Source organism: Hyalangium versicolor (assembly GCF_020103695.1).
GTDB lineage: Bacteria > Myxococcota > Myxococcia > Myxococcales > Myxococcaceae > Hyalangium > Hyalangium versicolor.
The window spans coordinates 68,420-95,208 of record NZ_JAHXBF010000004.1 but is presented as its reverse complement, the minus strand read 5'-3'; the positions used below and the strand labels follow the sequence as shown (position 1 = coordinate 95,208).

Below are 26,789 nucleotides of genomic sequence, written 5' to 3'. Positions count from 1 at the left end.
CACCACGCGTGCAGCTCACCGCGGCGGCTATGTGCCCAGCAGGCCCTGCTGGAACTCCTGCAGATCGCCGATGAGGTCCGCCGCGCCCTTGATGACCGTGGCGGTGCCCAGGACGATCTTCAGCGGGCCGGTGATGGAGTTGAGGCCCGGCACCATGCCGGCCACGTCCAGGCCGACCTGGCCGGCGGCGAGGGCGATCGCCACGGGATCCTTCGGATCCTTGCCCAGGGCGTCCACCAGATCCTTCACGCTGCCGATGGCACTGATGCCGCTGACGATGTTGCCAATGATGGGCACCGACTGCAGGCCCGCCTTGGCGGCGAACTCCGCGGCCTTCTGGGTGATCTTCGCCTTGATCTTGTCCGGGAGCGCATCGACGAATCGCCCGAAGAGGCGGCTGAAGTTCTCGATGCCCGCCTGGCCGAAGGGCAACTCCACGCCGGCCACCTCGAAGTGCGGCTTCTGGCCGAGCAGGTTGCCGGCCGCCGAGGCGATCTCGTTGAGCGCTCCGCCGATGTCACCGTGGGCGATCTTCTCGAACGCGTTGAACATGTTGGCGGCCGCGCCGGTGTCCACCATGGCGGCGTTGAGCTGCGGGTCGGCGAACAGCTTGCCGATGCTGCCGGGGATCTTCGACAGGCTGTCGAGGAACGCCTTGGCCACCTCGGGCGCCGTCTCGGCGATGGTGCGGCCCGTGTGCGCGATGCCCGCGGCGAAGCCCGCCACGTCTCCCTTCTTGAGCGCGTCGAAGGCCTGACCCAGCGACTTGCCCACCGCCTCGTTGCCGATGAGGCCGGCGGCGGCGACCAGGACATCCTTGGCGAAGGGCGGCAGGCCCACCTTGTCGGCGAACGCGCCCACCATGCGCGCCCGGAGGTCCGGCGAGAGATTACCCGCGGCCTTGGCCAGCGACTGCATCGCGGCGTTCACGTCGGGCGGGTTGCTGGCCAGGCTCTTGGTGGCGTCCAGCACGTCGAAGACGGCCGCGCCCAGGGCGGCGACGTCGGCGCCGTTCTGGATGCCGAACGCCTTGAGCTTGTCCATGATCTCCGGGTTGGAGGCCAGGGCGTTGGCGGCGGCGTTGCGGACGACGGTGTTGCCCATCATCTCCTTGAGGCCGGAGATGAAGTCGCCCTTCATCATCTTGTCGAAGGAGGCGTGCAGGTCCTTGTTGTTGACCAGCTCCTTGACGAAGGCCGGGTCGGTGAGCAGCGACCGCGCCATGCCGGAGAAGCCCGTGTCCGGCAGCTTCGAGGCCATGGTGGTGATGGCCTTCTCGACGAGCGCGGGGGGAATCTTTCCGGCCGCGTTCTTGAGGCTGAGCAGGGCCGCCTGCGGATCGTTGGAGACGATGGCCTGACCGGCGCGGATGAGGTCCGGCAGGGCCTTGGCGGCCTGGGCCAGCTCGGAGGGCGTGAGCCCCAGGCTGTTGATGGCGTTGCGCACGCCCTCGGGCAGCGTGGCGACGACCTTCTGGCCGATCTTGTCCAGCAGGGCGGGCGCGGCGTCCGCAGCCTTGCCCAGGGCGGTGACGCCCGCCTCGATGTTGCCCTCGCCGAAGGCCTTCATCGCGTCGAACAGGTGCGGCGCGGCCTTGCCGGCCTCGACGAGGTCCGCCGAGCTCAGGCCCATCTTCTCGAGCGCGGCCTTGACGGTGGGATCGCTGGAGAGCGCGGAGAGCGCGGCGTCGCGGGCCGTGTCGTTGCCGAGCAGGCCGCGGAGGCCCTCCATGCGGGTCGAGTCGTTGAAGAGCTTGCCGACCTGGTCGTGGAGATCCTTGTTGGTGACGAGCTCCTTGAGGAACGCGTCATTGGTGAGCAGCGTCTTGACGGCGCCGAGGTTGTCCGGGAGCTGGTTGGCCAGGCCCTTGAGCGCCTGGGTCGCCAGGTCCGGCGCGGCGATGGCGGCCTCGCGGACGGCATCGAGCGCGCCCTTCCAGTCGCCCTTGGCGACGGACTGCACGGCGTCATAGAGGTGCGGCAGCGCGGGGCCGGCGGTGCGCAGGGCGTCCTCGGTGATGCCCAGCTTGCCCAGCTGCTGCTTCACCTCGGCGGGCAGGGCGTCCACGAGCTTCTGGCCGAGCTTGGCGGCCAGCTCGGGCGCGGCCTCGACGGCCTCCTGCGCCTTGAGCAGGCCATCCTTGATGTTGCCGGCGGCGATCTGCTCGAAGGCCTCGAGGAGCTTCGGAGCGGCCTTGCCGGCCTCGACGAGGTCCTCGGGGGTGAGGCCGATCTTGGCGAGCTTCTCCTGGATGCCCTTGTCCTGCCCGATGGCGGTGAGGGCAGCGTCGCGGGCCTTGTCGTTCTCGAGGAGCCCGCGGATGCCGCTGGCGTCTCCGCTGACGAGCTTCTCGATCGAGCCCTGGAGGTCCTTGTTGGTGACGAGTTCCTTGAGGAACGCGTCGTTGGTGAGCAGCGACTTGACGACACCGAGGTTGTCCGGGAGCTGGTTGGCCAGACCCTTGAGGGCCTGGGTCGCGAGGTCCGGGGCCGCGGCGGCGGCGTCCTTGAGGGCGTTGTAGGCAGTCTTCCAATCGCCCTTCACGGCGGCGTCGGCGGCCTCATAGAGCTTGGGCAGGGCGGCGCCAGCCTTCTGGAGGGCCTCGGGGGTGATGCCCAGCTTGGCGAACTGGTCCTTGATGTTCTGCGGGACCTTGTCGAGCAGCTTCTGGCCCAGCTTGGCGGCCAGATCCGGAGCCGCCTGCACGGCGGCCTGGAAGTCAGTGAGCGCGCCCTTCACGTCACCGGCCTGGAGCTTCTCGAAGGCCTCGAGGATCTTCGGAGCGGCCTTGCCGGCGGCAACGAGATCCTCGGGAGTCAGGCCGAGCTTGGCGAGCTGATCCTGGACGCCCTTGTCCTGCCCGATGGCGGTGAGGGCGGCGTCGCGGGCCTTGTCGTTGGAGAGCAGCTCCTTGATGGCGCTGGTGTCACCGCCGATGAGCTTCTCGAGCGAGCCCTGGAGGTTCTTGTTGGTGACGAGCTCCTTGAGGAACGCGTCGTTGGTGAGCAGAGACTTCGCGGCGCCCAGCGAGTCGGGGAGCTGGTTGGCCAGACCCTTGAGGGCCTGGGTCGCGAGATCCGGAGCCGCCGCCGCCGCGTCCTTGATGGCGCTGTAGGCACCCTTCCAATCGCCCTTGGAGGCGGCGTCAGCGGCCTCGTAGAGCTTGGGCAGCGCGGCGCCAGCCTTCTGAAGGGCCTCGGGGGTGATGCCCAGCTTGGCGAACTGGTCCTTGATGCCCTGCGGGACCTTGTCGAGCAGCTTCTGACCCAGCTTGGCGGCCAGCTCGGGCGAGGTCACCACTGCCTTCTGGAAGTCGGTGAGCGCGCCCTTCACGTCGCCGGCTTGGAGCTTCTCGAAGGCCTCCAGGATCTTCGGAGCGGCCTTGCCGGCGGAGACGAGATCCTGCGGCGTCAGGCCGAGCTTCTCGAGCTGTGCCTTGACCCCCGGATCATTGCTGATGGCGGTGAGGGCGGCGTCGCGGGCCTTGTCGTTGGAGAGCAGCTCCTTGATGGCGCTGGTGTCGCCGCCAATGAGCTTCTCGAGCGAACCCTGGAGATCCTTGTTGGTGACGAGCTCCTTGAGGAACGCGTCGTTGGTGAGCAGCGACTTCGCGGCGCCGAGGTTGGCCGGGAGCTGTTGGGCCAGACCCTTGAGGGCCTGGGTCGCGAGGTCCGGGGCCGCAGCGGCGGCGTCCTTGATGGCGCTGTAGGCACCCTTCCAATCGCCCTTGGAGGCGGCGTCAGCAGCCTCGTAGAGCTTGGGCAGCGCGGCGCCGGCCTTCTGAAGGGCCTCGGGGGTGATGCCCAGCTTGGCGAACTGGTCCTTGATGCCCTGCGGGACCTTGTCGAGCAGCTTCTGACCCAGCTTGGTGGCCAGGTCCGGAGCCGCCTGCACGGCGGCCTGGAAGTCGGTGAGCGCGCCCTTCACATCACCGGACTGCAGCTTCTCGAAGGAATCCCACAGCTTCGGGGCCGCCTTGCCTGCCTGGACGAGGTCCTGCGGCGTCAGGCCGATCTTCTCGAGCTGAGCCTTGACGCTCGGATCATTGCCGAGCGCCTTGAGCGCCGCGTCGCGCGCCTTGTCATTGCCCAGCAGTCCGCGCAGGCCCTCCAGCCGCGTGGAGTCATTGAAGAGCTTGCCGACCTGATCATGCAGGTCCTTGTTGGAGACGAGCTCCTTCACAAAGGCGTCGTCGGTGAGCAGCGACTTGACGGCACCGAGGTTGTCCGGGAGCTGTCCCGCGAGGCCCTTGATGGCCTGCTGGACGACCTCGGGCGCGGCTCCGGCGGCCTGCTGGAGGCTGGAGAGCGCCTTCTGCCAGTCGCCCTTCGCCGCCGCATCCGCGGCGTCATAGAGGAGGGGCAGCGCGGCGCCGGACTTCTGAAGGGCCTCGGAGGTGATGCCCAGCTTGGCGAACTGGTCCTTGATGTTCTGGGGGACCTTGTCGAGCAGCTTCTGGCCCAGCTTGGCGGCCAGGTCCGGAGCGGACTGCACGGCGGCTTGGAAGTCGGTGAGCGCGCCCTTCACGTCCCCGGACTGCAGCTTCTGGAACGCGCCGAGGAGGTTCGGTGCGGCCTTGCCGGCGGAGACGAGATCCTGCGGCGTCAGGCCGAGCTTCTCGAGCTGTGCCTGGACGCCCTTGTCCTTGCCCAGCGCGGTGAGCGTGGCGTCGCGCAGCTTGTCGTTGCCGAGCAGATCGCGCACGGCGCCCAGGTCCGTGGGGTTCTGGATCAGCTTGCCCACGGCGGTGTGCAGATCGCCGTTGGTCACCAGCTGATGCACCAGCTCCTTGTCCGTGAGCAGCGTCTTGGCCACGCCCTCGGGCAGGTTCTTCGCCAGGCCGAGCACGGCCTTCTCGGCGATCTCCGGCGAAGAGGTCGCTGCTTCCTTCAGATGCGCGAGCGCCTCGTCATACTTGCCCTGGACCACGGCCTGCGCGGCCTTCTCCAGGTGCGGCGCGGCGTTGGTGCCGGCCTGCACGACGTCCTGGGCCGTCAGGCCGAGCTTCTCCAGCGCACCGGCCTGGGCCTGCTCGGGGGGCTTGGCCGTCTGCGGCGCCGTGGTGGAGCCCAGCATCGCCTGCTGGTTGCGCTTGCGGGAGTCTCCCTTCGTCTCGAAACCGTCGGACTGCTTCACCCGGTTGGTCGCCGCCTTGGGAGCTTCCTTCGGCTTGGGTTGCGCTTTGGGCTCATCCTTCACCCGGTTGTTGGACGAGCCACCACCACCGACGCTGTTGACGGACATGCGTTGCCTCTTGAGGACTGGAGCTCCCGGTTGACCCGGGGCGGAAGGCGGAAAGGCCCCCCCCATGCAGGGATTATCGATCCGCCGCCGGTCCCAGTTGTTGGGATAGGTTTTTCCTGGGGATCACTTCGCGGCGCTGGCCTGGACGCCCTTGTTCACTTCTTCGAGGGCCTTCTCGGTGAGCTGGACGGCTTGGTCCCGGTGAGCACTGGCCTTGTCGGGGACCTCGGCGCGCTTTAGGGCGTTGAGCGCGTAGCGCAGGTGGACGAGCGCGTCCTCGAGCTTGGGCGGGTTCGCCGCGTAGGCAGCATGGCTGAGAGCGCCCAGCACGAAGGCTGCGGCGACGGCGAAGGCAGTGCGGCGCATGAGGAACTCCGGGCGATGTGGGAGGGGCGCGGTGGCCGGGGGACCCGCGAGGCCCTTAGGGCCTCTTTGCAGGACCTTACGTCTACCCGAACGGCCACTCCCACGGTGTCAGTTCCTACCCATCTGGGGTGGGTCGGTACCTCGTTTTCCATCGCGGTTGTGAGGGTCCAACCATTGGAGAACATTCATTTTTTGTGACCTGATAGGACCTCCAAGATTTTTCTCGGGGGGCGTTAAATGCGTTTCGGCAGCTGAGGGAATTTCACCTGCTGTCCGGGTGAGCCCGTTCGATCGGGCCCCCACCCCTGGCATTCGACAACGAGGAGAAAGACACATGGCCCTGCGCATCAATGATGGCTGGAAGGTGTTGATCGGTACTCTCGGACTGTCCCTGTTCGGTTGCGGTGGTGGCGGCCTGGAGGACGAGGGCTCGCTGGCGCGCACGGCGCAAGGGATCGACGGGGCGGTGACGGTGACGCTCAACGGCGAGGCCGTAACGGTGCTGGAGTGTGGAGTGTCCTCGTGGGTGGATCTGGGCGCCGAGGCCACGGACGGCGCGGGCAGCCCGCTCGAGGTGGCCACCTTCAACTCGGGGCATGACGCGTTCGGCCCGGGCCCCAATGCCAACGCCCAGGGCACCTACTACGTGCAGTACCAGGCCACGGACGCCAACGGGGCCACGGGGGAGGCCATCCGCACGGTGGTCGTCGATGACACGCTCGCGCCCACGCTGACGCTCAATGGGGAGCAGACCATCATCCACCCGTGCGGCAGCCAGTTCGTGGATCCGGGTATCACGGCGACGGATGCGTGCTACGGCAACCTGGCGCCGAGCGCGACGGTGACGGGCTACGTGAACGGCTGGGTCGAGGGCACGTATACGGTGGAGTACTCGGTGACGGATGCGGCGGGTCACGCGGTGGGGCCGGTGACGCGCACCGTTCAGGTGGTCTCCTGCCCCTGGAACCAGTACTAGCGCGGGCGCGGGCTCCGGCGGTGGGCGCGAATCAGCTTTTCTGCTGATGGGGAGCGGTTAAGGTGCCGCTCCCGTAGCGTTCCACCCTTGGAGGCTCGCTCGTATGAAGGCTCTCGTCGCAGCTCTGGCCCTGACTCCTGCGCTCGCGCTCGCGCAGCAGCAGGACTTCTCGAAGGTCCAGATCAAGGAATCCACTGTTGCCGGCAACGTCCATATGCTGATGGGCGAGGGCGGCAACATCGCCGTCTCGGTAGGCCCCGAGGGCGTGCTCATCGTGGACGATCAGTTCGCCCCGCTGGCGCAGAAGATCAACGCGGCCATCGACAAGCTGAACAAGGGGAAGATCCAGTACGTGCTCAACACGCACTGGCACTTCGACCACACGGGCGGCAACCCCATCTTCGGCAAGGAGGGCCGCATCGTGGCGCACGAGGCGGTGCGCGCGCGCTTGTCCTCCGATCAGAAGGTGCTCGGGATGGAGGTGAAGGCGCTCCCGAAGGAGGGCCTGCCCGTCATCACCTATGACAACAGCATGTCCATCTGGTTCAACGGTGAGGAGGTGCGCCTGACGCACTACCCCGCCGGACACACGGATGGAGACACGACGGTGTACTTCACCGGTTCGAACGTGCTGCACACGGGCGATCTGCTCGTGGTGGACTCGTTCCCGTTCATCGACTTCGACAACGGCGGCACGCTGGACGGCTACATCCGCGACCAGGAGAAGATCCTCCAGACGCTGCCGGCGGGTGCGAAGATCATCCCGGGCCACGGTCCGCTGGCGGGCCGCGAGGAGCTGGAGCGCGCGCAGGCCATGCTGAAGGAGACGTCGGCCCTGGTGCGCTCCAAGAAGGAGGCGGGCAAGACGCTCGATCAGATCAAGGCCGAGGGACTCCCGGAGAAGTACAAGAGCTGGGCCAACGCCTTCATCAAGGAGCCGGTGTTCATCGAGATGCTCTACAAGGGCGTATCGACGGCGGCGAAGGCTCCTGCGGCGCCCGCGCCTGTGCCTGCGCCCGCGCCTGCACCCGCGCCGAAGAAGTAGTGCCTCCCCGAGAGGACCTGGGGCGGCCATGGAGCCGCTCCGGGCTGCTCTGCTAGCGTCGCCGGGGTGGGGACCCTGACACGACCGGAGCCGGGCCGCTCCGAGCGAGACGAGCTGGAGCGGCTCCAGCAGGAGCTGCGAGAGGTCCGTGGCCATCGAGAGACGCTGCCGCGCGAGAACGCGGAGCTGGCCTTGCAGGTGGAACAGCTGGAGCGGGAGGTCCGCTCGCTGCGCGACACGGTGGACGAGGCCCGTGGAGAGTGGAAGCAGCCGGCGCCGTCCTTGCCCGAGCAGCTCGTTTCGCCTTTCCTCGTGAGCCCTTCGAGAAGGACGGCCTACGGACGGTTGCGCTACTCGTTCCGGACCGTTCTGCCGACGCTGCTCCCCTTCGCGTACGTGGCGGGGCGGCTGCACAAGGCGAACGAGTACTCGCTCTTCTTGATCGCGGGTTACGTGCTCTTCAGCTTCGGGCTGATCTACTTCATGCAGGGGCATGAGGACGACGATGGGCGCCGCGCCTGGAGTTTCGATGAGCAGGGGTTCTTCCCGGTGGACCTGGCGGAGGGGAGTGGCAAGGTGCTCTACGCGGAGCTCCAGCAGGTCGAGGTGAGGCAGGGCTGGCTGGAGCGGCTCTTCGGCTTCGGCACCGTGCGAGTCACCTGGACGCCGGCGGTCCCCACTTCTCTCGGCAAGGCGAGGGGGTTCTCGAACCGGGTCATCGACATTCCTCTGCTCGATGAGCCGAAGCGTTTGGCGGCGTGGCTGGAGGAGCAGAAGGCAGGCGCGCATGTCGGGTGAGCGTTTCATCGAGCCTGCGGTGGCCCAGGCTCTGGAGTCGACCCGGGACGAGCTGCGCGTGGCGCAACAGGCATTGGGTGCCCTGCCGCGCGAGCGTGCCGAGCTTCGGGGGCGGCTGAAGGAGCTCCAGGCCGAGCGAGAGAAGCTGCTCGGGGAACTGGAGGGGATGAAGAAAGGGCCCAGGAAGCCGCCTCGGCTGCCAGGGCGGCTGACGACTCCCTTCGAGCTGCGGCCGTGGTTCTCGCGGCAGCGCATCGACCGGGAGGTCGTGCCCATCCTGCTCCTGATCGGGACAAGCGTCGCCCTGGCGAGAAGAGAGAGGGTGCTGGAGGCGGGGTTCTTCACCCTGATTCTGGTGCTCTGGATGCTGAATCCCGTCGTCGAGCGCTGGCGCAGGCGCCCGAGATGGCATTTCGGAGAGCGCGCCTTGGAAGAGAACGTCGAGGGAGTGCCACCTGTCTTCATCGCTTACGCGGACGTGCTCGACGCCGAGGTGCGAGTCTCCTACAGCCAGCATCGGCGGGGCCTGGGCTCCGTGGTGGTCCGTTGCAAGCCGAAGAGAGGAGAGGCGCGGGGGCAGTCCCTCACGCTGAGAGACGTGCCCGAGCCTGAGCGGCTTGCGGAGTGGATCCGTTCGAAGCGTTCCAGTGCGGAGTGAGGGTCCGTGCCTGCCGGGAGCGCGGCTGGGTGCTAACGTGCGGCGCGTCCATGCGCTGTGCCGCCGCTGCCTTCCTGGCGCTCTTCGCCACCGCCTGCCGGGACGAGCGCCTCGTGCCCGCGCTCCCTCCCGGGCTGCGAGTGGACACCTATACCCAGCGGTCTGCCTCGAAGGTGGATGTGCTGTGGGTGGTGGACGATTCGGGCTCCATGGCGCCGCGGCAGGAGAACCTCGCGCGCAACTTCCAGGCGTTCATCACGCTGTTCCGGCAGGGGAGCATCGACTTCCGGCTGGCGGTCGCCACCACGGACGTCTTCGCCCGGCCGGGCGAGCTGGTGGGAACGCCCGAGCTGCTGACGCCGGATACGCCGGAGCTCGAGGCGGCCTTCGCTCGGAACGTGCAGGTGGGGACTCTTGGCAGTGCGTACGAGGAGGGCCTGGAGGCCGCGCGGCTCGTGCTGGAGCGACAGGTGGAGGAGGGGGCGCCATGGAGAGAGGCACTAGCAGCGTGCGAGGCGGGGTGTGAGTCGGAGGCATGCCGCGCGGACTGTGGCGTGCGCTACCCCGTGCCGTTTCTTCGTCCCGGGGCGTTCCTGTACCTGATCTTCGTGACGGATGAAGACGACCGTTCGCCCTATGAGCTGCGCGCGTACTGGCGAGCGTTCGAACAGGCGCAGGGGATTGGTAATGACGGCACGGTGGTGGCTTCGGCCATCATCGGCGATGTGCCATCCAATGGCTGTGGGGCCACACCGGGCCAGCGATATGCGGAGCTGGCGCGGATGACGGGCGGGGAGGTGGGGAGCATCTGCGATGCCGAGTTCGCGGGCACACTGCGCGCACTGGCGACGAGCGCCGTGGGGTTGAGGCGGACCTTCGTGCTGTCTCACGAGCCGGATCCCGAGACGTTCGAGGTGCACGTGTACTACCCGTGCGGTGCGACGACGGAGGCCATGGCGGACTGCGAGTCGGTGGACCGCTCAGCGTGCGAGGGGAAGCCGGCCGAAGCGTTGGAAGCCGTGTGCACGCCTCGGCGCGAGGGACCGGATGGCTGGCGCTACGAGGCTGATCGGGACGCGCTCTTTTTCTCGGGCCGGTCCGTCCCGGGGCTGGGGACTCGGGTGGAGGTGAGGTATTTCGAGGAGGGCGCGAGGTGAGGTGGCTGTGGCTCGGTCTGGTGCTGCTGTGCGTGGCATGTGGCGGAGATGTGGCCAGTCAGGTGCGGCCGCGGCTGGTGGTACCCCCGGCGAAGCTGGAGCTGGGCGCGGTGCCGGTTTGGCGTGAGGCCACAGGAGAGGTTCCTCTTTCCAATGCGGGCCGTGCCGCGCTGCGCGTGTCCGGGGTTCGGATCGAGGAGCAGGACAGTCCCTTCCGAGTGGTATCAGCACCGGAGAGCGTGGCGGCAGGCGGGCAGGAGGCGATCCAGGTGGCCTTCGTTCCTCCTGCCGAGGAGGCGTACCAGGCCACCCTGGTGATCGAGACGGATGATGTGGCGCCCGGAGTGGTGGAGGTGGCGCTCACGGGGGAAGGGCGGACGGCGGCGGTGTTGGAGTTGGCGCCCGGAGTCGTCGACTTTGGCAGGGTGGCGGAGGGGCAGTCCATGGTCCGCTCGTTCTCGGTGCGCGCGGGAGGGACGGCGGCTCTCTTGCTGGAGGAATTGGAGTTGGTGACGGGCACGAGCCCGGCCTTCAGCCTCGTGGGCTCGGTGAGGACTCCGGCGCTGGTCGACCTGGGCAGCGAGGTTCAGCTCACCGTGCGGTGCACGGTGCCGTCCGGAGCTTCGGGGGCCATGAGCGGGGGCGTGCTCCTGCGGACCACGGATCCAGCACGAAGGGAGGCGAGGGTGGAGTTGCTGAGCACGGTGAACCGCGCGCCCGTGGCCATCATCGCTCCGTTGGGAACGAGCGCACCGGGGCGTGAAGTGGTGCTCGATGGAACGGGCTCGGAGGATCCGGACGGGGACGCACCGCTGGCGTATGAATGGGTGCTCCGCTCGCGACCCGTGGGAGCCCAGGCCTCCATCGCGGAGCCAGCAGCGGCTCGCACGGTGCTGCGGTTGGATGCGGCAGTGCCTGGAGAGTACGAGGTGGAGCTGAACGTCACGGATGCGGCGGGGGCGCGGAGCGTAATGCCGGCCCGGGCGCGAGTGGTGGCGGCCCCCGCGCAGCAGCTCCTGGTGGAGATGTTCTGGGACCACGCCACCACGGACATGGACCTGCATGTGCTGCGTGCGCCGGGAGCGGTGCTCGGGAGCAGTCCGGATGACTGCCACTATGCAAACCCCCGCCCGGACTGGGGCACCACCGGAGTGACGCGGGATGATCCGGAGCTGCTGCGGGACGCGCTCACGGGCTACGGGCCGGAAGTGTTCGGCTATGGCGAGCCTGTGGAGGGGAGCTACCGCATCGCCGTGGTGTTCTCTCGTGAGAATGGAGCCGTTGATCCTCGGAGCACGGTGACTGTACGGGTGTACGAGCGCGGCGTGGTGAAGGGGGAGTTCCAGCGCATGCTCTCGAACCAGGGCGATGCGTGGAACGTGGCGGATGTGAGCTGGCCCTCGGGCACCGTCACGGAGGTGCCATGAGGAGTACGGTTCCCTGGGTGCTGGGGCTTTGCGTGCTCGTGTGGGGAGCGTGCTCGGACTCGAAGCCGGAGCCGCAGCCGGATGCAGGAGTCCCCACTCAGGCCTGCGAGCGGAGAGAGGACTGCCCGGACGGTCAGGTCTGCACACAGGACCATTACTGTGCGCCGTGCGAGTCGAGCGGACAGTGCCGGTTGAAGGAAGTCTGTGACGCCGAGGCCCGTGCCTGCACCTTGCGTGAGGGCTGGGGCACGGAGTGCGCGCGCAACGAGGAGTGCACCCTGGGGGATTGGTGTCGCCAGGGGCTGTGCCAGCCACGGGCGGCGGTCTCGCTGTGCCCTTCGGGTACACGAGACGAGTGCCCCACTGGGCAACGCTGCCAGAGTGCGAATCTCGTGTGCGAAGAGGATCTCGGGTGCCTGGGAGACACAGACTGTGGTGCGGAGGAGGTCTGCAACACGGGTCTGCATGCGTGTGTCCCGCGCTGCACCGAGTCCACGGCTCCCACGGTCTGCGCTTCGGGCGAACGCTGTGCTGAAAATCGCTGTGTCCAGTGCGTCGAGAGCAGCGAGTGTGGCTCGGGGTTCGTATGTGACGCGGCGGGTCGCTGTGTCGTCACGCCGCGGTGTTATTCGGATCGGGACTGTCGCGTGCCACTGTCCTGCCATGTGCCGACAGGGACCTGCCTGGAGCGCCTGCCTCCGTGTACATCGGATGAGGGCTGTGGCTCCGACCAGCGTTGCGACATCGGAACGGGGGCATGCGTGCCTCGGGCCTGCCAGCCGGACGCCCTGGAGCCCAATGACTCGCCTGCCGCGGCCTTCCCTGTCAGCGCGAGTCGCTACCTCGATCTGACCCTGTGCACGGGAGATGTGGACCACTTCTCCATCGCCTTGCAGCGAGGGGACCAGTTGGGGGTGAACGTCGAGGGAGATCCCTTCGCGGAGCCCTCCTTCTCGACGTCCATCATGGATGCGAGCGGGAGGGTGCTCGCCTCTGGGAGGATGCTGGCGTCCTTTGTGGCGGCTGTTCCTGGTCTGTATACCGTTCGAGTCTCCACGTCGGCTGCTACGCAGCGATACGATCTGGGGTTCTTCCTCTCGCGCGGGACACCCTGTGATGACGACCGCCAGGAGCCCAACGACACTTCGGCCACGGCGAAAGGGTACGTCCCAGGGACATCGATAGAAGGAGTCATCTGTCCGCAGGACCAGGACCACTTCAGGGTGTCCGTGCAGGAAGGGCGAGGGATCAGAGCGTCCCTGACGAACTACGTTGCAGCGAGCGGTTTGCTGCGCCTGTGTCTCCTGGAAGGAGCAACGGAGCTGGGCTGTTCGGAGGAGCCGGCGGGGGCGGTCGTTGCCCTGCCCGCAGCGGCGGTGGGAGGAAAGAGCCTGACCGCGCGAATCACGGGGGACGACGCGCGCACGACGAATGGCTACACCTTCCAGGTGGAGTTCCCATGAGTGGCCTTGCGCGGCTCGGAATCCTGGCGCTGGTGTTGCTCGTGGCCTGTGGGGGAGGGCGCCCGCCGGGCACGGATGCAGGGACGAACGAGGATGCAGGGACGCAGGGGCCTGGTGATGCCGGAGTGCCGGACGCGGGCGTGGCGGATGGAGGTGCGGATGCGGGCGCATTGGCTCCTCCGCGTCTGCTCGGCGCCCTGCCCGCGCGTGGCGAGAGCGGTGGAGGCACCTGGATTACGGTCAGAGGTACCGGCTTCCTACAGGGTGTGGCGAACAGCACCACGGACGCCGCCAAGCTCACGGTGCTCGAGATAGGCGGGACGCAGGTCCGAGACTTCCAGATCATCGATGACACCTTGATCGATCTGCGGACCCCACCGGGTCCCGCTGGTGCCGCAATCATCACCCTGAAGAATCCACGGGGGTTGGCGACGTGTGAGGAGTGCTTCACCTGGTTCGAGCCCCTCACCCTGAGCACGGTCACTCCAGAGGAAGGACCCCAGGCGGGCGGCAACACGGTGACACTGGTGGGCTCCGGCTTCACGGAGGGAACGCAGGTGCTCATCGGGGGCACGACGAGTCCCAGGGTCACACGGGTTTCGTCGACAGAGCTGAGGGTCGTCGCGCCCAGGGCCCGCTTGGCGGACCGCGTGGACGTGCGGGTCTATGGTGATGGCGAAGGAGGCTTGCTGCGCCGCGCGTACCGCTACGTGGAGGATCTGCGGATCGCGGAGCTGGCCCCGCTCACAGGGCCGCTTGAGGGAGGAACCTCGGTGGTGCTCACCGGCCAGGGTTTTGAGGGCGCCATGGCCGTGTCCTTCGGAGGCATCCCCGCCGAGTCCTTCACGGTGGAGAGTCCCACACGCATGACCGCCATCACGCCTCCAGGCATCCAGCTCAGAGCCGTGGAGGTGCGCATCGTCACGCCACGTGACACCTGGACGGCTCGTGGAGGCTTTACCTACGTCGAAGCCTCCGGGCCCTTCGCGCTGTACGGAGTCTTTCCTCACGTGGGGACGCGCCCGGACGGCACCGTGACTTTGACTGGGCAGGGGTTGGACAAGCCGGGCCTCTCCGTGAGCTTCGGGGGAGAGCAGGTGGTCCTTGGTGCTGTGACACCCACCACGGCCGTTGTCACAGTGCCCCCACGAGGCGTTCTTCCCCGAGTCGTCCCCGTGGCCGCGACGAATGGAACGGAGAACGCGAGCCTCGTGAACGGCTACACGTTCCGGCTGTCTCTGTCCTCCGCCACTCCGTCGAGCGGGCCGACTCGGGGCGGGACGGAGGTGCAGGTCGACGGAGTGAATCTCCCTCCAGACGCCAGGGCATACGTGGGAGCCATCGAGGCCTCAGGAGTCTCCATTGCTAGTGAAAACCAGCTTCGCCTCACCTCTCCGTTCGGTGCGAGCGGCCCGGCGAGTGACATCCGCGTCCAGTCCGCGAACGATCCGGAGAACGAGGCTGTCCTGTCGACGGCCTTTCAGTACGAGGCGCCGGTCATGCTCGGTCAGGTGGAGCCCGCGCGAGGCGCCATCGCGGGAGGAACGCTCGTTACGGTTCGGGGCGATGGCTTCGGAGAGGGCACGGCCGTCACCCTGGGGGGGCAGCCCGCTCGAGAGGTGCAGATAGTGGATGCGCATACGCTCACCTGCCGCACGCCTCCCGCGAACATGGGAACCGTGGAGGTGGCGGTGGCGAGAGGAATCGCCCGCGCCGTACTGGCCGAGGGATTCACCTTCTTCGACCCGCGCAGTGCCGGCGGGTTGTCGGGTGCTCCCTTTACGGGGACGCTCAACGTCACGGTGCTGGATTCCTCGTTTGGCTCCTATGGAGCTCCTGTCTCCGGAGCGCGGGTGATGCTCGGCACGGATCCCGCGTCGCCGTTCCAGGGAACGACCGATGCGCGGGGGCAGCTCACGCTCTCGGACACACGGCTCGTCGGAGCGCAGATGGTGACAGCCTTCAAGGAAGGCTACGACGCCATCACGGTGATGGGCATCCGCGCGGAGAATCTGACGGTGTACCTGCACCGCATCGGAAGTGAGATCAACCCCGGCGATCCGCCGGAACTCCCCACCGCCGTCATCAAGGGCCGGGTGTTCGGCTTCAAGCCTCCTCGACCGCTGGCGCCGGATGAGCAGCTGGAGGCCCGCGTCTTCGTCGCCCAATCGAGCCCTGCGGGAGGCCCACCTTTCACGGGAGCAGGGGATCGGACTGCTGACACGTGGAAGTTGCGCCAGGACGGAGGCTCCTTCCTCGTGCATGCCCGGCCGGGCTTCCGGGCTGTGTATGTGGTGCTGGGGGTGGTGAAGGGCACGGAGTTCGAGCCATACCTGCTAGGCCTCCACCGAGGCATCAGCGCCTCCAACTCCCGGGCCGCCGAGGGACAGGATGTGGTGCTCGACATGCACCTGGATGCTTCGGTGCCCCTCACGGTCGACGGTCCGGTGAGCGTGGACGGAGTCACCGCATTGCATCAGGTGTACGCGTGGCTGGATCTGGGCTCGGAGGGATTCGTTCCCCATCCCTCCAACTGGGGGACGGGCTCTCGGCTCTTCTCGTCCATCACAGGCCCGGGGCCTCGGCTCACGTTCCCTTTCTTTCCTCGGCTCGATGGCTCGAGCGTCCTCTTCCTGGATCTGCTCCAGGGCACCACCGCGTACCCACAGAGTCTGCTCTATCACCGCCAGCCTGGAGCGCTGGGGCAGGGGGTAACGCTCGGGCCGATGCTGCCGCTGAACACCTTCACGACACCGGCACGCGGCAACCTCTTCGAGGGCACGGTGGCCTGGAGTGTGGCGGGCGGTGCCACTCCAGAAGTGCAGCAGCTCATCCTCTCGGAGTGGAGCCCCACGGGAGGCGCTCGCTGGACGGTGATCATGCCGGGAGGACCGACGCAGGTGTCGATGCCGGCTCCAGCGCTGGAAGTGCTGCGCGCCACGCTCCCCACGGGGGCCGTGCTTCGAGCCGAGCTGACCACCAGCCGCATTCCCCGCTTCCAATATGACCAGTGGACCTATGACGCGCTGTCCCCCGTGACGTGGACGGCCTACTCCCTGGCTCGTTCGGAGTTGATCGATCCGTGAATCGCCTCTGCTGCCTCGCGCTCCTGCTCCTGCTCACCGCCTGCTCCGACACACGGACCGGCACGGACTGCCGCGAGTCCTCGGACTGCGGCACGCCCGCGGAGGCCTACCGCTGCGACCCGGCCACCCACGCATGTCTCTGCCGCACGGATGCTGCCTGTGCCCCGAGCGAGCTGTGCAACGCGGCCGGTTTCTGCCAGACCCGCGCGGGCTGCGAGAAGAACGCGGACTGCGCGGATCCAACTCTTTTCTGCGACACCTCGACGGGAACCTGTCTGGTGCGAGGCCGCTGCACGACGGACCTTCACTGCCTCGCGGGCGAGGTGTGTGACGTCTCACGAGCCACCTGCGTCGAGGGCTGCAAGAGCGCGGGAGATTGCCCGGGAACGGCCTGCCGCTGTGGAGACGTCCCGTGCCTCTGTGATGCCCAGGATGAGGCCGGCCGTTCCGCGTGTGCGGTGGGAGTCTGTGACGCGGCCTTCTGCGCGAGTGACCGCGACTGTGCCTTCGGAGAGCGCTGTGGCACTCCGAGCCAGGAACCCCGCGCGCGCTGTTACAGCGACGCGGATCCGCTCCGTCGCCCCTACTGCGCGAGCTGCAACTACGGCGGGGGCGTCCAGGTGTGTGGCCGCGGTGCCAACTACTGTCTCGTGGAGACAGCTCCGGGCGGAGGCTCCTTCTGCGGTGTGGACTGCTCGGAGGGGCAGGGCTGCCCGAATGGCTACCAGTGCGCTGACGTGGCGGTGGCGTACAGCCAGTCGCGCTGCCGGGCCGACGCCGATTGCCCTCCGGACTCCTCGCTCCCATGCCGCGAGGATGCGGACTGTCAGCACGGCGCGCGCTGCGTGAAGGGCGCATCCCAGGAAGTGGGGGCGTGCGCCGGGCGCTGCGACGTGGCCGAGGGCGAAGTGCTGGGCTACTGCTCGTGCCAACAGGACACGGACTGCGCCCAGGGAACCTGCAGCCAGGGCGCGTGCTCGCTCAGCCGCAAGCCGTGCGTGACGGACTCGGACTGCCGGCCCGTGCGCTGCGTGGATCTCCGTGGCGCGGGGGGATGTCTCATCGGTCGGAACTGCGCCCCCGACGAGGGGCTCACCTGCGCCGAAGTGGCCCCCCGCTGACCTGAAAACCCCCGGTATTGCTGGGAATTGAATGTCCGGCTGGGTGCCCCGTCAGAAGGGACAACTAGGCAACACGACGGAGGAACTCGAACATGGCCCTCAAGACCGGCATCTTCTCTCTGGCTCTCGGCACGCTGCTCCTTGGCACCTCGGCCCTCGCGGATGACACCCAGAAGTTCCAGCCCCAGCATGACGCCTCCCAGGTCCAGGCGCAGGGCTTCCGCGGCGGCCCGGACCACTCGCCCTCCTGGGGCAACCCTCCCGCTCAGAACCCCTCCCGCGACGGCCGCTGGTACCGCCGCACCCCGCAGCCTGCTCCTCGCAACGACAACGGCCGCTACGAGCTCAAGCTCGTCCAGCAGTGGGTGCCCGGCAGCTACGATCGGGTGTGGGTGCCGGAGAGCTGCAGCTACCGCCCGCGTCATGGCCGCTCGCAGTGCACCGGTGGCTACTACACGCAGCAGTGGGTGGAGGGCCACTACGAGACGGTCGAGCAGTGGGTGTGGGTCGCCAACCCGTGGCGCCGTGGCAGCCCGGTCGTCTACTGGCACAACTGAGCCGCACCTGAATATCGGATGAACACGTGACGCCGGGAGCCCTCGCTTCCGGCGTCAGTCGTTTTGTAGTCCCGAGTGCCTTTTGCGCGGCGCCCTGCTAGTGAGTCCCGAGCATGGTCGCCGCCTTCATTCATGACTCGCCAGAGCCTCGCGGGAGCGCGCTGCCATGAGCGAGCCCCTGCACCTGCCCCCGGTGACGGATGCCCAGGGTCGGCCGCTGGACATCATCGAGCTGCGAGGCCTCACGGTGGACTGCATCGTGGGCGTCTATCGCCGGGAGCGGGTGGTGGCGCAGCCGCTGCGGCTCGATGTGGCCCTCTTCCTGGACACGCGAGAGGCAGCAGCCGACCGGCGGTTGGCGCACACCGTCCACTACGGGAGGCTCGCGGGCGAGCTGCGCTTCCTGCTGGAGGCTTGTCGCTTCGAGCTGGTGGAGTCCGCCGCGGAGGCGGTGTGCCGCTATCTCCTGGTGCCGCCCACGCCGGACGCACCGCGCGCCCAGGTCCGAGCAGCCACGGTGCGCATCACCAAGCCCGAAGCACTCGCGGGCCGCGTCATCCCTTCCATTCAGGTGCACCGCTTGGCCGGGGAGATGCACTACCCGGCGGAGGAGAAGCCCTTCGGGCGCGTGGACATCATCCACGAGGGTGAGGGCTACGGCATCTACCGCCTGCGCATCCGGTCAGGAGGCCTCATCCCCTCGCAGGCGCATCGGATGGTGGAGGAAAGCGAGATGGTGCTGGGCGCCGGTCTGCTGTTGCAGGGACGGCCCGTAGCGCGAGGCATGGCCTTCCGCTGGCCGCGCGGCTTCGCCCGCAGGTACGAGAACCCCAGCCCCCTCGAGCAGACGGTCCTGCGTGTGGACCGTCCGCGCTTCGTGGCCTCGGAGGGGATGATCGAGGAGACCCCGGAGGCGGAGCTGCTGCCCGCGCAGGGCCAGTCCTACTATCCGCCGGACGAGCACGCCGTCCCGGGTGGCATCGACAAGGAACAGGGATGAACCTGGACAATCGCGTCCGGCTCTTCGTGGTGCTCGCGGCGGCGTTCTGCACCGCGCTCATCGTGGCCGATCTCATCGGCGTGAAGCTCTTCGAGGTCCACCTCGGCTCGCTGGTGGCGGTGATGCCCGTGGGGATGATCGCCTTCCCGGTGACGTTCGTCCTCACGGATCTGCTCCACGAGTTCTACGGGAAGAAGGCGGCCCGCTTCGTCACGTGGCTGGGGCTGTTCATGTCCCTGTTCACCTTCGCCACCATCTCCATCGCGACCGCCATCGAGTGGGCTCCGATGACCCGGGCCCCGGACTATCGAGGCACCGTCGAGTCCTCGTTCAACAACGTCTTCGGCACGTCGCAGCGCATCCTGATCGCGTCGATGGTCGCCTATGTCCTCAGCCAGCTCTGTGACATCGCCGTCTTCCATCTACTCAAGCGGCTGTCTCACAACCGGATGCTGTGGCTGCGCTCCACGGGCTCCACGGTGGTGTCCCAGCTCATCGACACCACCGTGTTCCAGCTCATCGCGTGGCTGGCGGTGCTGCCCACCGATGTGGTGATCAACATCATCGTCACCTCGTACATGGTGAAGCTGCTGGTGGCCGTGGGGCTCACGCCCATCATCTATGCGGGGCACGCGCTGGTAGAGCGGTGGCTCGGCATGAAGCCCATCCAGCTGACCCCGGGGGGCGAGCCCATTTTCGAGGACTCCGACAAGTCTCTCGGCCATCCCGTGGGATGAGCGCGGCTCAGCCACCGTCCCGCAGTGGTCAGTACTGTGAGTGAAATAGATCTCACAGAGGCAGGGGTTGCGGCTCGTACACGCGACTACTTCAGGCGCATCGGCCTCTCAAATGCGAGACACACGCCGCATCAGGAAGGCTTCTGATCGGCTCATCCAACCCTGCGGAATCGCATCAGCCGCTACCCTCCCCAGCGGCCCACCGGGCTCGAATCCACCCAGACAGGCGGAATGAAGCCCACGCGCTCCTTGTCCGGCGGCGGTCCTCGCGGCGGCCTCTCTCGCCGCGACCCACACAAGGAGTCTGGATGCACGTCAGGTCGACCCTGAGAGGTCTCAGTTGTGCCCTCACGCTCTCCCTGCTCGCCTGTGGGCGGGCCGAGATGACGCAGACCGAGCATGGTTCTCGCTCGAATCGCCCCAGCACGTCTCCCCCTCAGGATCCGTCGACGCAGCAGCCGGAATCCCCTTCGCAACCGGGTTCTCCCTCTGTTCCATCCCTTCCGCCGTCCGAGGAGCCACCTGCCTCACCGGCCCCGCCACCCCAGACCGAGCCCCCAGCCACCCCGCCTCCTGCGGAGCCCCCGGCGACTCCGCCTCCTGCTCCACCTCCTCCTGAGTTCTCCCGCATCCTCTGGGTCTCTCCCGGCGGGAGCGATGCCTCCGAGGGCTCCAAGGAGCGGCCCTTCCGCACGGTGGCCAAGGCGCTCTCCGTGGTGCGGCCGGGCGAGGCCATCTTCCTCCAGTCCGGCACCTACTCGGAGCGGCTGCGGCTCGAGGAGCAGGGCGGGGATGCCGACTCGCTCCTCACGATCAAGGCGGGTCCGGGCGCCACCCCCGTCATCAAGGGAGGCACGGGCAGCTCCTCGCCGATGATCGATGTGCGGGGCGCTTATTGGCGCATCGAGGGCCTCACCGTGGACGTGGCGGGAGACGAGGCCTTCGCGGTGCTCTGGCGAGGCAAGGGCGCGCACCACGGCGTGCTCCGAGGCTGCACCCTGAAGAACGGCACCGAGGGCGCGGGCGTGGACGTCTCCAGCTCCGCGAGCGACATCCTCATCGAGGACAACCAGATCCATCACTTCCAGAAGGCCGGTGGAGGCGACAGCCACGGCGTGGCCCTGGAGACGACGGCGCGCAACGTGGTCGTGCGCGGCAATGACATCCACCACAACTCCGGAGACGGAGTGCAGTGCATCGGTCCCGAGGGCGGTGCCACCATCCCCGGCACTCCCTTCGACAACCTCGTCATCGAAGACAACGAGCTGCACGAGAACACCGAGAACGGCGCGGACATCAAGACGTGCACCCACGTCACCCTGCGCCGCAATACCATCTGGGGGCACCGCCGCACCGACTCGTCCGCGGGCGAGGGCTTGATCGTCCACCTGTCCGCACGTGACGTGACGGTGGAGGACAACGTGTTCCGCGGCAACGGGCGCGGCATCAACATCGGCGGTGTGCGCGTAGGGGATCCCCCTACCCATGTCGTTCTGCGCCGCAACCTCGTGCTGGACGGCGATGGCGAGGATGGCAACGACGGCATCGGCATCCGCGTGGACACCGCCTCGGACGTGAAGGTGCATCACAACACCGTGTGGAACATGCCGGGTAGCTGTCTCGTGTTCGGCAGCGGGGAGTCAGGCCCCACGCAGGGGTTGGAGGTGCGCAACAACGTGCTGGCCGAGTGCGCCCAGTCCCTGCGCGCGGGCTCCGGCCGCAGCGGCGCCGTGGTGGACAGCAACCTTTATTACCGCCAGGCCGGTGCGGCGCGCTTCCGCCTGGACGGAGTGGACCTCAACCTCAGCCAGTGGCGGGAGGAGACGGGACTGGATGGGCGCTCGCTGGAACGCCTGCCTGGTTTCACGAATGCGGAGGCCGAGGACTTTACCCTCACGCCTGCCTCCCCGGCTCGTGACAGAGGTGTCGCATTGGGACTTGCTTTCTGTGGAGAAGCCCCGGATCTCGGCGCCCGTGAGTCGGGCTGCCCTTGAGGCGCGAGCCGTGTAGACTCGGGATCCGCGATCGCCACCGGGAGCTCGTCTCTGCGTGCCGTCCTCTGATCTCGCCCTCGCTGTGACCCTGGTTCCCGCGGACTCGTCCGCCCGTGAGCCCCTTCTCCGAGCGGCGGCTCGGGTGGGGCTGCGGGTGGTGGAGATGCCGCGGGAGGCTGCCATCATCCTGGTGGATCTCACCGCTGCTGGCAGTGGCCCGGCGCTCGCCGCGCTGCTCGACAGCGGCGAGTCCTCCCGCGCACTGCTGCTGGCCCTGGTGGATCCGGGCGAGGACTCCTTCGCCTCGCTCGAACCGCTCAAGCCTGCCGATGTGCTCACCAGCGCCGTGCCGCATGAGCTGGCCTATCGGCTCCAGCGCCTCGCCGAGCGCTACCGCGAGCGCGATGAGCAGGCCCAGCTCCAGAAGGATCTCTCGCTGCTGCTGGAGCTGACGGCCGACTACGCCGAGAGCTGGGATGTCGAGGCCCTGCTCCACGACGTGACGCGGCGCCTGGCCCTCCAGCTGGACATCTCCCGTGCCTCGCTGGTGATGCTGGATACGACCGCGCAGGAGGGCGTCATCGTTGCCTCCAGCGATGATCCGGCGCTCAAGAACCGGCGTATCGAGTTGGCCCGCTACCCGGAGATCCGCGAGGTGGTGCGCACCGGCCGCCCGGTGGTGGTGGAGAACGCCCCCAACCACCCGCTGCTGGAAGGAGTGCAGCGCGCGGTGGCCGCTCAGGGCATCCACGCCATCGCCGCGCTCCCGTTGCCCATCCGTGGAGAGGTGCGCGGCGTGTTGCTGCTGCGCGCCTCGGGTCGGCGGCAAACGTTCGCCGCGCGAGAGATCGACTTCCTCACCACCGTGTCGCACGCCACCGCCATCGCGCTGCGCAACGCCTCGGTGCTCGAGTCCGTGCGCGGGCAGACCGAGCGCGAGAAGTCCGCGCGCATCGCCGCCGAGGAGCAGGCCGCCGCGCTGCGCACCTACCACCTCTTCTTCGCCAACGTGGGCGAGGGCGTGGCCATCCTCGACGACAAGGCGTGTGTGCTCAGCCTCAACCCCGCGGGCGAGACGCTGCTGGACACGTCGGCCTCTCAGGCGCGCGGGCGACACCTGCTCCAGCTTGCCCAGACGGTGGATGATGGCGTGCTCATGGAGCTGGTGGCCTCCGCCGCTCGGGGCGAGGCGCGCTCCAACGTGGACGTGCAGGTGCAGACCCTGGGCGGCCGCTACCTGACGCTCTCGCTGTCCTCCGCGCCGCTGAGGGACGGCAGCGCGGCCACCATCCTCTCCTTCCGCGACGTGACGCTGCCTCGCAAGCTGGCCGACGAGCTGCGCCACACCAAGGACTTCCTGGAGCGGCTGATCGACTCGTCGGTGGACGCCATCATCGCGGCGGACATGCAGGGCCGCATCATCCTCTTCAACAAGGGCGCCGAAGGCGTCGTTGGCTACTCCGCCCAGGAGGCCCTGGCGGGGATGACCACCCGGCAGATCTACCCGCCGGGCGTCGCCGAGCGCATCATGGCCCAGCTGCGCAGTCCGGACTTCGGTGGCCGCGGTCGGCTGTCCATGTGCCGGCAGGACCTCATCCACCGCTCGGGCGAGCACGTCCCGGTGAACATGACGGCCTCCATCCTCTACGAGGGCGGACGTGAGGTCGCCACCGTGGGCATCTTCACGGACCTGCGAGACAGGATGCAGCTGGAGCGCAAGCTGTCGGACGTGGAGACGCGCCTGGAGGAGAGCGAGAAGAGCGCCGTCATCGTCGCGCTCGCCGGCACCGCCGCGCACGAGCTCAACCAGCCGCTCACCTCGGTGATGGGCTATGCGGAGCTGCTCAAGCGCAAGCTCAAGCCCGAGGACTTCGCCTACAGGCCCGTGGACATCATCTACCGCGAGGCCGAGCGAATGGCGGAGATCGTCCGGAAGATCGGGAAGATCACCCGCTACGAGACCAAGGCCTACATGGGGACGCAGCGCATCCTCGATCTCGACAAGGCGACCTCCCATGAAGAGTGACTCCAGCGTGCTGCGCATCGCTGGCGGCCCAGCGCCGGAGGCATTCCAGGCTCTCTTCGAGCTGCTCGACGAGCCGGTCGCTGTGTGTGACGCAGGGCTGCGGCTCCAGGCGGCCAACCCCGCGTTCGTGCGTTTCTGTGGTGTCCACGCCACCACGCCCGAGACCCTGCTGACGACGGTGGCGCAGGCGCTGTCGCGCACGCCGACGCAGGGGCTGGAGGAGGGAGCCAGCTCGGAGGTGGAGGTGGAGCTGGCGGGCCGTGGGAGCGTGAAGGTGACGCTGGCGCGGCGCGGGAACACGGTGGCGGTGCGCAGCCGGGTGGAGACGGGCCGGCTGGTGGTGGCCGAGCGCGCGCTGCTGGAACAGGCCCGCACGGAGGGCGTGCTGCTGGACCTGAGCCGCAGCGTGGCCGAGGCCACCGGCGAGGAGGAGCTGGTGGCAGCGGTGGCGCTGGGGGTGAAAGAGCTGTTCCCCCATCGCACCTTCTGCATCCGCATCGTCGACGCGCGTACCGGAGGCCTCACCTCGCTCTACGCGGAGGGGCGGCTGAAGGAGGGCGCGCACGAGCCGCTCGTCCTCAAGCAGACCGCGGTGGGTAGGACGCACCTGGATGTCGCGACGTTGCCTCAGGGGCGGGTGCTGGTCTCGCGCGAGGTGCCGCTGCTCTTCACGGGCACGACCCAGGGCGTGAGCGCTCCACTGGTGGCCAGTGGCCAGCTCTTCGGCGCCATCAACATGGAGTACCCGGAGGGCGTTGAGGCGGACATCGCCCATGACGAGCGGGTGCTGCTGCAATTGGCCAATCAGGTGGCGGTGGCGGTGCGCAATGCCAAGCTCATCGACGAGCTGACGTTCGTGCGCAAGTACCTGGAGGATCTGCTCGAGAAGGCCAACGCGCTCATCCTGGTGGTGAACCGGGACAGGCAGGTGGTGGTCTTCAACCAGGCGCTCTCGGCGCTCACCGGATTTACGAAGGAAGAGGTGCTGGGCAAGGACGTTCTCTCCTTCATCCCCGAGACTGAGCAGCTCCGTGTTAGCGCAATCATTGCCGCGGCGATGCATGGCGAATCGGCGAACACCTTCGAGACGCGGCTGCGCTCACGCGGAGGCGAGGTGCGCGTGACGTTCGCCACCTCCACGATGCTTACGCCCCAGAGCGAGGTGGAGGGCGTGGTCGCCATCGGTCAGGACATCACCGTCATCAAGGAGTTGGAGAAGCGCATCGTCCACGCGGAGAAGCTGGCCTCCATCGGGCAGCTCGCCGCCAGCGTGGTGCACGAGATCAACAACCCGATGACCGCGGTGGCCGCCTACAGCGAGTCCCTGCTGATGAACGCGCGGATGAAGCCGGACGCCAACCCATCGGAAATGGAGAAGCTGCGGAAGATCCAGGAGAGCAGCCTGCGCATCCTGCGCTTCACCAAGGATCTGGTCTCCTACGCGCGGCCGGCGAAGGACAAGCCGGAGCGGGTGCAGCTCAACGCCATCCTGGATCAGGCGGTGGGCTACTGCGAGCACGTGGTGGGGCAGGCCAAGGTGTCGGTGCGCCGCGAGTACGGCGCCGACCTGCCACCCATCTCCGCGGTGCGCTCGAACCTGGCGCAGGTCTTCGTCAACCTCATCACCAACGCTTGCCACGCGATGACTCCGGGAGGCCAGGTGACGCTGACCACCCGGCGCGAGGGCCAGGAGGTGGTGGCCGAGGTGCGCGACACAGGCTCAGGCATCGATCCGAAGCACGTGAGCCGCATCTTCGATCCCTTCTTCACCACCAAGGAGGAGGGGAAGGGCACGGGTCTGGGGCTCTCCATCGTCCAGGGCATCGTCGAGAGCCACGGCGGCCGCATCACCGTGGCCAGCACGCTGGGAGAGGGCACGGTCTTCTTCCTGCGCCTGCCCGTCCCCGCGCAGTGAGGAGGAACGCGGAGCCGTGGGCCCTGCCTCGGGGCCCGCGCCTCAGCCCTTCTCGTCTCCGCCGTCCAGCTCGCGGGTGAACTCCTCCTTCGAGAGGAGCCCCTTGCGCGCCATGATCCGCATGAGCGCCCAGAACTTGCGCTCCAGCTCCTCCACCCGATCCGGCTCCTCGCGCAGCTCTCCGAAGAGGTCCGCCAGATCATCCATCACCGCCTTGCTGCCCGCGGCACGGCCCTTGCCCTCACCCTTGCCGCGTTTCTGCCTCTGTTGCTGCTCGCGCTTGCGGATGAGCTCCGCCAGCGAAGTGCGTGCCGTGTTCTCTCCAGGCCCCACCTCCTCGCCGACGATGACCTCCTCGTCATCATCGTCCTCGGGGGGGCGGGGCGGGGTGGACGCGGGCGCCGCCGGACGCTGCGTGGCGCCTCGGATCGTCGCGGGCCTCGCGCTGGCCGCCGCCGGACGGCTGGCTCCCGCCGGCGCCCCCGGAGTCACCTTGTGGTAGTAGCGCATGATCGCCGCGCGCACCGCCGACAGCGCCGCCACCCGAGGGCTCGCCTTCAGTCCGGTGGTGAACTCGATCTCCTCCACCGCCGACTGGTTCAGCGGGTCCGCCATGGCCACCACCAGCTGCCGCTTGCCGCCCACGCTCTCCAGCGCATAGGGGAACATCTCGTGCTTCTCGCAGAAGCGGGCCCGCACCATGTGCACCGCCGCCCAGTCCGGGGTGGCGGTCAACAGGTTCACCACCGGTATCTCCAGCGCTTCGCTCAGCGCCTGCACCAGCATGGGCTCCGTGATCGCACCCTGGCTTACCAGAGTCGTGCCCAACCGCTGCTGGGTCTGCCGCTGCGCTTTGAGCCCCGCCTCAAGCTGCGCCGTCGTGATCGCGCCGCGCTCCAGGAGGATCTCGCCTATCCGCTTCCTCGCCATGCTGGCGCGCTTACCACGACCCCTTGGGGGACCCAAGCACCCGACCAGGCACCACATCTGGTGCTCCCATGCCCCCGCTCCGGAGCGTCAAGCCCTCCGCCGCACGCAAATTTCCCGTGAGATTTCAATAGCTAACGCCGGGTGGTTGCCTTGACACTCCGGGGGAGCCGTTCCTAAAGTCGGCCCCACGTTTTCAACATCCAAGACTGATTTCTTCCTCGGGGGGAACCTCTTCTGAGAGAAGATGTCAGACGCGGAAGGCCCGCAAAACCAGGGCCGCCTATCCGGA

General features: G+C 67.9%; 18 protein-coding genes and 1 pseudogene. 16 read left to right on the top strand and 3 right to left on the bottom strand.

Annotation, left to right across the window (positions count from 1 at the left end):
• Nucleotides 1-27: 27 nt before the first annotated feature.
• Entirely contained in the window at nt 28-5,244 is a 5,217-nt protein-coding gene (locus tag KY501_RS09780; RefSeq protein WP_224362427.1) for a hypothetical protein, read from the bottom strand.
• 123 nt (nt 5,245-5,367) lie between these two features.
• The gene (locus KY501_RS09775) at nt 5,368-5,610 is read right to left on the bottom strand and encodes a hypothetical protein (RefSeq protein WP_224362426.1); all 243 of its coding nucleotides are present in this window, start codon (nt 5,608-5,610) and stop codon (nt 5,368-5,370) included.
• Nucleotides 5,611-5,944: 334 nt separating this feature from the next.
• Between KY501_RS09775 and KY501_RS09770 the strand changes: the two genes are divergently transcribed.
• The 16 genes and pseudogenes from KY501_RS09770 to KY501_RS09695 all read left to right on the top strand — a co-directional run bounded on the left by KY501_RS09770 (nt 5,945) and on the right by KY501_RS09695 (nt 25,570).
• Complete coding sequence (locus KY501_RS09770) at nt 5,945-6,586, top strand: DUF5011 domain-containing protein (RefSeq protein WP_224362425.1); 642 nt, start codon at nt 5,945-5,947, stop codon at nt 6,584-6,586.
• Between the two features lie 103 nt (nt 6,587-6,689).
• On the top strand, nt 6,690-7,631 hold the full coding sequence (locus KY501_RS09765) for an MBL fold metallo-hydrolase (protein ID WP_224362424.1): 942 nt from the start codon (nt 6,690-6,692) through the stop codon (nt 7,629-7,631).
• A gap of 66 nt (nt 7,632-7,697) precedes the next feature.
• On the top strand, nt 7,698-8,429 hold the full coding sequence (locus KY501_RS09760; protein WP_224362423.1) for a PH domain-containing protein: 732 nt from the start codon (nt 7,698-7,700) through the stop codon (nt 8,427-8,429).
• A complete protein-coding gene (locus KY501_RS09755; RefSeq protein ID WP_224362422.1) occupies nt 8,419-9,087 on the top strand; it encodes a hypothetical protein in 669 nt (222 codons plus the stop codon). The genes KY501_RS09760 and KY501_RS09755 overlap by 11 nt, the downstream gene beginning before the upstream one ends.
• Nucleotides 9,088-9,137: 50 nt before the next feature.
• Nucleotides 9,138-10,244, top strand: a complete 1,107-nt coding sequence (locus KY501_RS09750; RefSeq protein ID WP_224362421.1) for a vWA domain-containing protein — start codon at nt 9,138-9,140, stop codon at nt 10,242-10,244.
• Complete coding sequence (locus KY501_RS09745) at nt 10,241-11,671, top strand: choice-of-anchor D domain-containing protein (protein WP_224362420.1); 1,431 nt, start codon at nt 10,241-10,243, stop codon at nt 11,669-11,671. The genes KY501_RS09750 and KY501_RS09745 overlap by 4 nt, the downstream gene beginning before the upstream one ends.
• A pseudogene (locus tag KY501_RS54245) lies at nt 11,668-12,270 on the top strand (hypothetical protein); the annotation flags it as partial. The gene KY501_RS09745 and the pseudogene KY501_RS54245, both read left to right, overlap by 4 nt.
• A 162-nt stretch (nt 12,271-12,432) precedes the next feature.
• Nucleotides 12,433-13,134, top strand: a complete 702-nt coding sequence (locus tag KY501_RS09735) for a hypothetical protein (RefSeq protein WP_224362943.1) — start codon at nt 12,433-12,435, stop codon at nt 13,132-13,134.
• Complete coding sequence (locus tag KY501_RS09730; protein WP_224362419.1) at nt 13,131-16,220, top strand: IPT/TIG domain-containing protein; 3,090 nt, start codon at nt 13,131-13,133, stop codon at nt 16,218-16,220. Before KY501_RS09735 ends, KY501_RS09730 begins: the two co-directional genes overlap by 4 nt.
• A complete protein-coding gene (locus KY501_RS09725) occupies nt 16,217-17,341 on the top strand; it encodes a hypothetical protein (protein WP_224362418.1) in 1,125 nt (374 codons plus the stop codon). Before KY501_RS09730 ends, KY501_RS09725 begins: the two co-directional genes overlap by 4 nt.
• Before the next feature lie 92 nt (nt 17,342-17,433).
• Entirely contained in the window at nt 17,434-17,898 is a 465-nt protein-coding gene (locus KY501_RS09720) for a hypothetical protein (RefSeq protein WP_224362417.1), read from the top strand.
• A gap of 166 nt (nt 17,899-18,064) precedes the next feature.
• The gene (locus tag KY501_RS09715) at nt 18,065-18,898 is read left to right on the top strand and encodes a dihydroneopterin aldolase (RefSeq protein WP_224362416.1); all 834 of its coding nucleotides are present in this window, start codon (nt 18,065-18,067) and stop codon (nt 18,896-18,898) included.
• Nucleotides 18,895-19,635: a queuosine precursor transporter gene (locus KY501_RS09710; protein ID WP_224362415.1), complete on the top strand. Its 741-nt coding sequence runs from the start codon at nt 18,895-18,897 to the stop codon at nt 19,633-19,635. The genes KY501_RS09715 and KY501_RS09710 overlap by 4 nt, the downstream gene beginning before the upstream one ends.
• A gap of 308 nt (nt 19,636-19,943) precedes the next feature.
• Entirely contained in the window at nt 19,944-21,629 is a 1,686-nt protein-coding gene (locus tag KY501_RS09705) for a right-handed parallel beta-helix repeat-containing protein (protein WP_224362414.1), read from the top strand.
• A 163-nt stretch (nt 21,630-21,792) separates the two neighbouring features.
• The gene (locus KY501_RS09700; RefSeq protein WP_224362934.1) at nt 21,793-23,655 is read left to right on the top strand and encodes a PAS domain S-box protein; all 1,863 of its coding nucleotides are present in this window, start codon (nt 21,793-21,795) and stop codon (nt 23,653-23,655) included.
• Nucleotides 23,645-25,570, top strand: coding sequence for an ATP-binding protein (locus KY501_RS09695; protein ID WP_224362413.1), 1,926 nt, complete (start codon nt 23,645-23,647; stop codon nt 25,568-25,570). Before KY501_RS09700 ends, KY501_RS09695 begins: the two co-directional genes overlap by 11 nt.
• A 42-nt stretch (nt 25,571-25,612) precedes the next feature.
• Here KY501_RS09695 and KY501_RS09690 read toward each other — a convergent pair whose 3' ends face one another.
• Nucleotides 25,613-26,500, bottom strand: a complete 888-nt coding sequence (locus tag KY501_RS09690) for a cyclic di-GMP-binding domain-containing protein, MshE-related (protein WP_224362412.1) — start codon at nt 26,498-26,500, stop codon at nt 25,613-25,615.
• Nucleotides 26,501-26,789: the final 289 nt, after the last annotated feature.

Coding starts and splice junctions, on each gene's coding strand:
- KY501_RS09780 (WP_224362427.1), bottom strand. CDS start 5,244: ATGTCCGTCAACAGCGTCGGTGGTGGTGGCTCGTCCAACAACCGGGTG.
- KY501_RS09775 (WP_224362426.1), bottom strand. CDS start 5,610: ATGCGCCGCACTGCCTTCGCCGTCGCCGCAGCCTTCGTGCTGGGCGCT.
- KY501_RS09770 (WP_224362425.1), top strand. CDS start 5,945: ATGGCCCTGCGCATCAATGATGGCTGGAAGGTGTTGATCGGTACTCTC.
- KY501_RS09765 (WP_224362424.1), top strand. CDS start 6,690: ATGAAGGCTCTCGTCGCAGCTCTGGCCCTGACTCCTGCGCTCGCGCTC.
- KY501_RS09755 (WP_224362422.1), top strand. CDS start 8,419: ATGTCGGGTGAGCGTTTCATCGAGCCTGCGGTGGCCCAGGCTCTGGAG.
- KY501_RS09750 (WP_224362421.1), top strand. CDS start 9,138: ATGCGCTGTGCCGCCGCTGCCTTCCTGGCGCTCTTCGCCACCGCCTGC.
- KY501_RS09730 (WP_224362419.1), top strand. CDS start 13,131: ATGAGTGGCCTTGCGCGGCTCGGAATCCTGGCGCTGGTGTTGCTCGTG.
- KY501_RS09720 (WP_224362417.1), top strand. CDS start 17,434: ATGGCCCTCAAGACCGGCATCTTCTCTCTGGCTCTCGGCACGCTGCTC.
- KY501_RS09715 (WP_224362416.1), top strand. CDS start 18,065: ATGAGCGAGCCCCTGCACCTGCCCCCGGTGACGGATGCCCAGGGTCGG.
- KY501_RS09710 (WP_224362415.1), top strand. CDS start 18,895: ATGAACCTGGACAATCGCGTCCGGCTCTTCGTGGTGCTCGCGGCGGCG.
- KY501_RS09705 (WP_224362414.1), top strand. CDS start 19,944: ATGCACGTCAGGTCGACCCTGAGAGGTCTCAGTTGTGCCCTCACGCTC.
- KY501_RS09700 (WP_224362934.1), top strand. CDS start 21,793: ATGCCGCGGGAGGCTGCCATCATCCTGGTGGATCTCACCGCTGCTGGC.
- KY501_RS09695 (WP_224362413.1), top strand. CDS start 23,645: ATGAAGAGTGACTCCAGCGTGCTGCGCATCGCTGGCGGCCCAGCGCCG.
- KY501_RS09690 (WP_224362412.1), bottom strand. CDS start 26,500: ATGGCGAGGAAGCGGATAGGCGAGATCCTCCTGGAGCGCGGCGCGATC.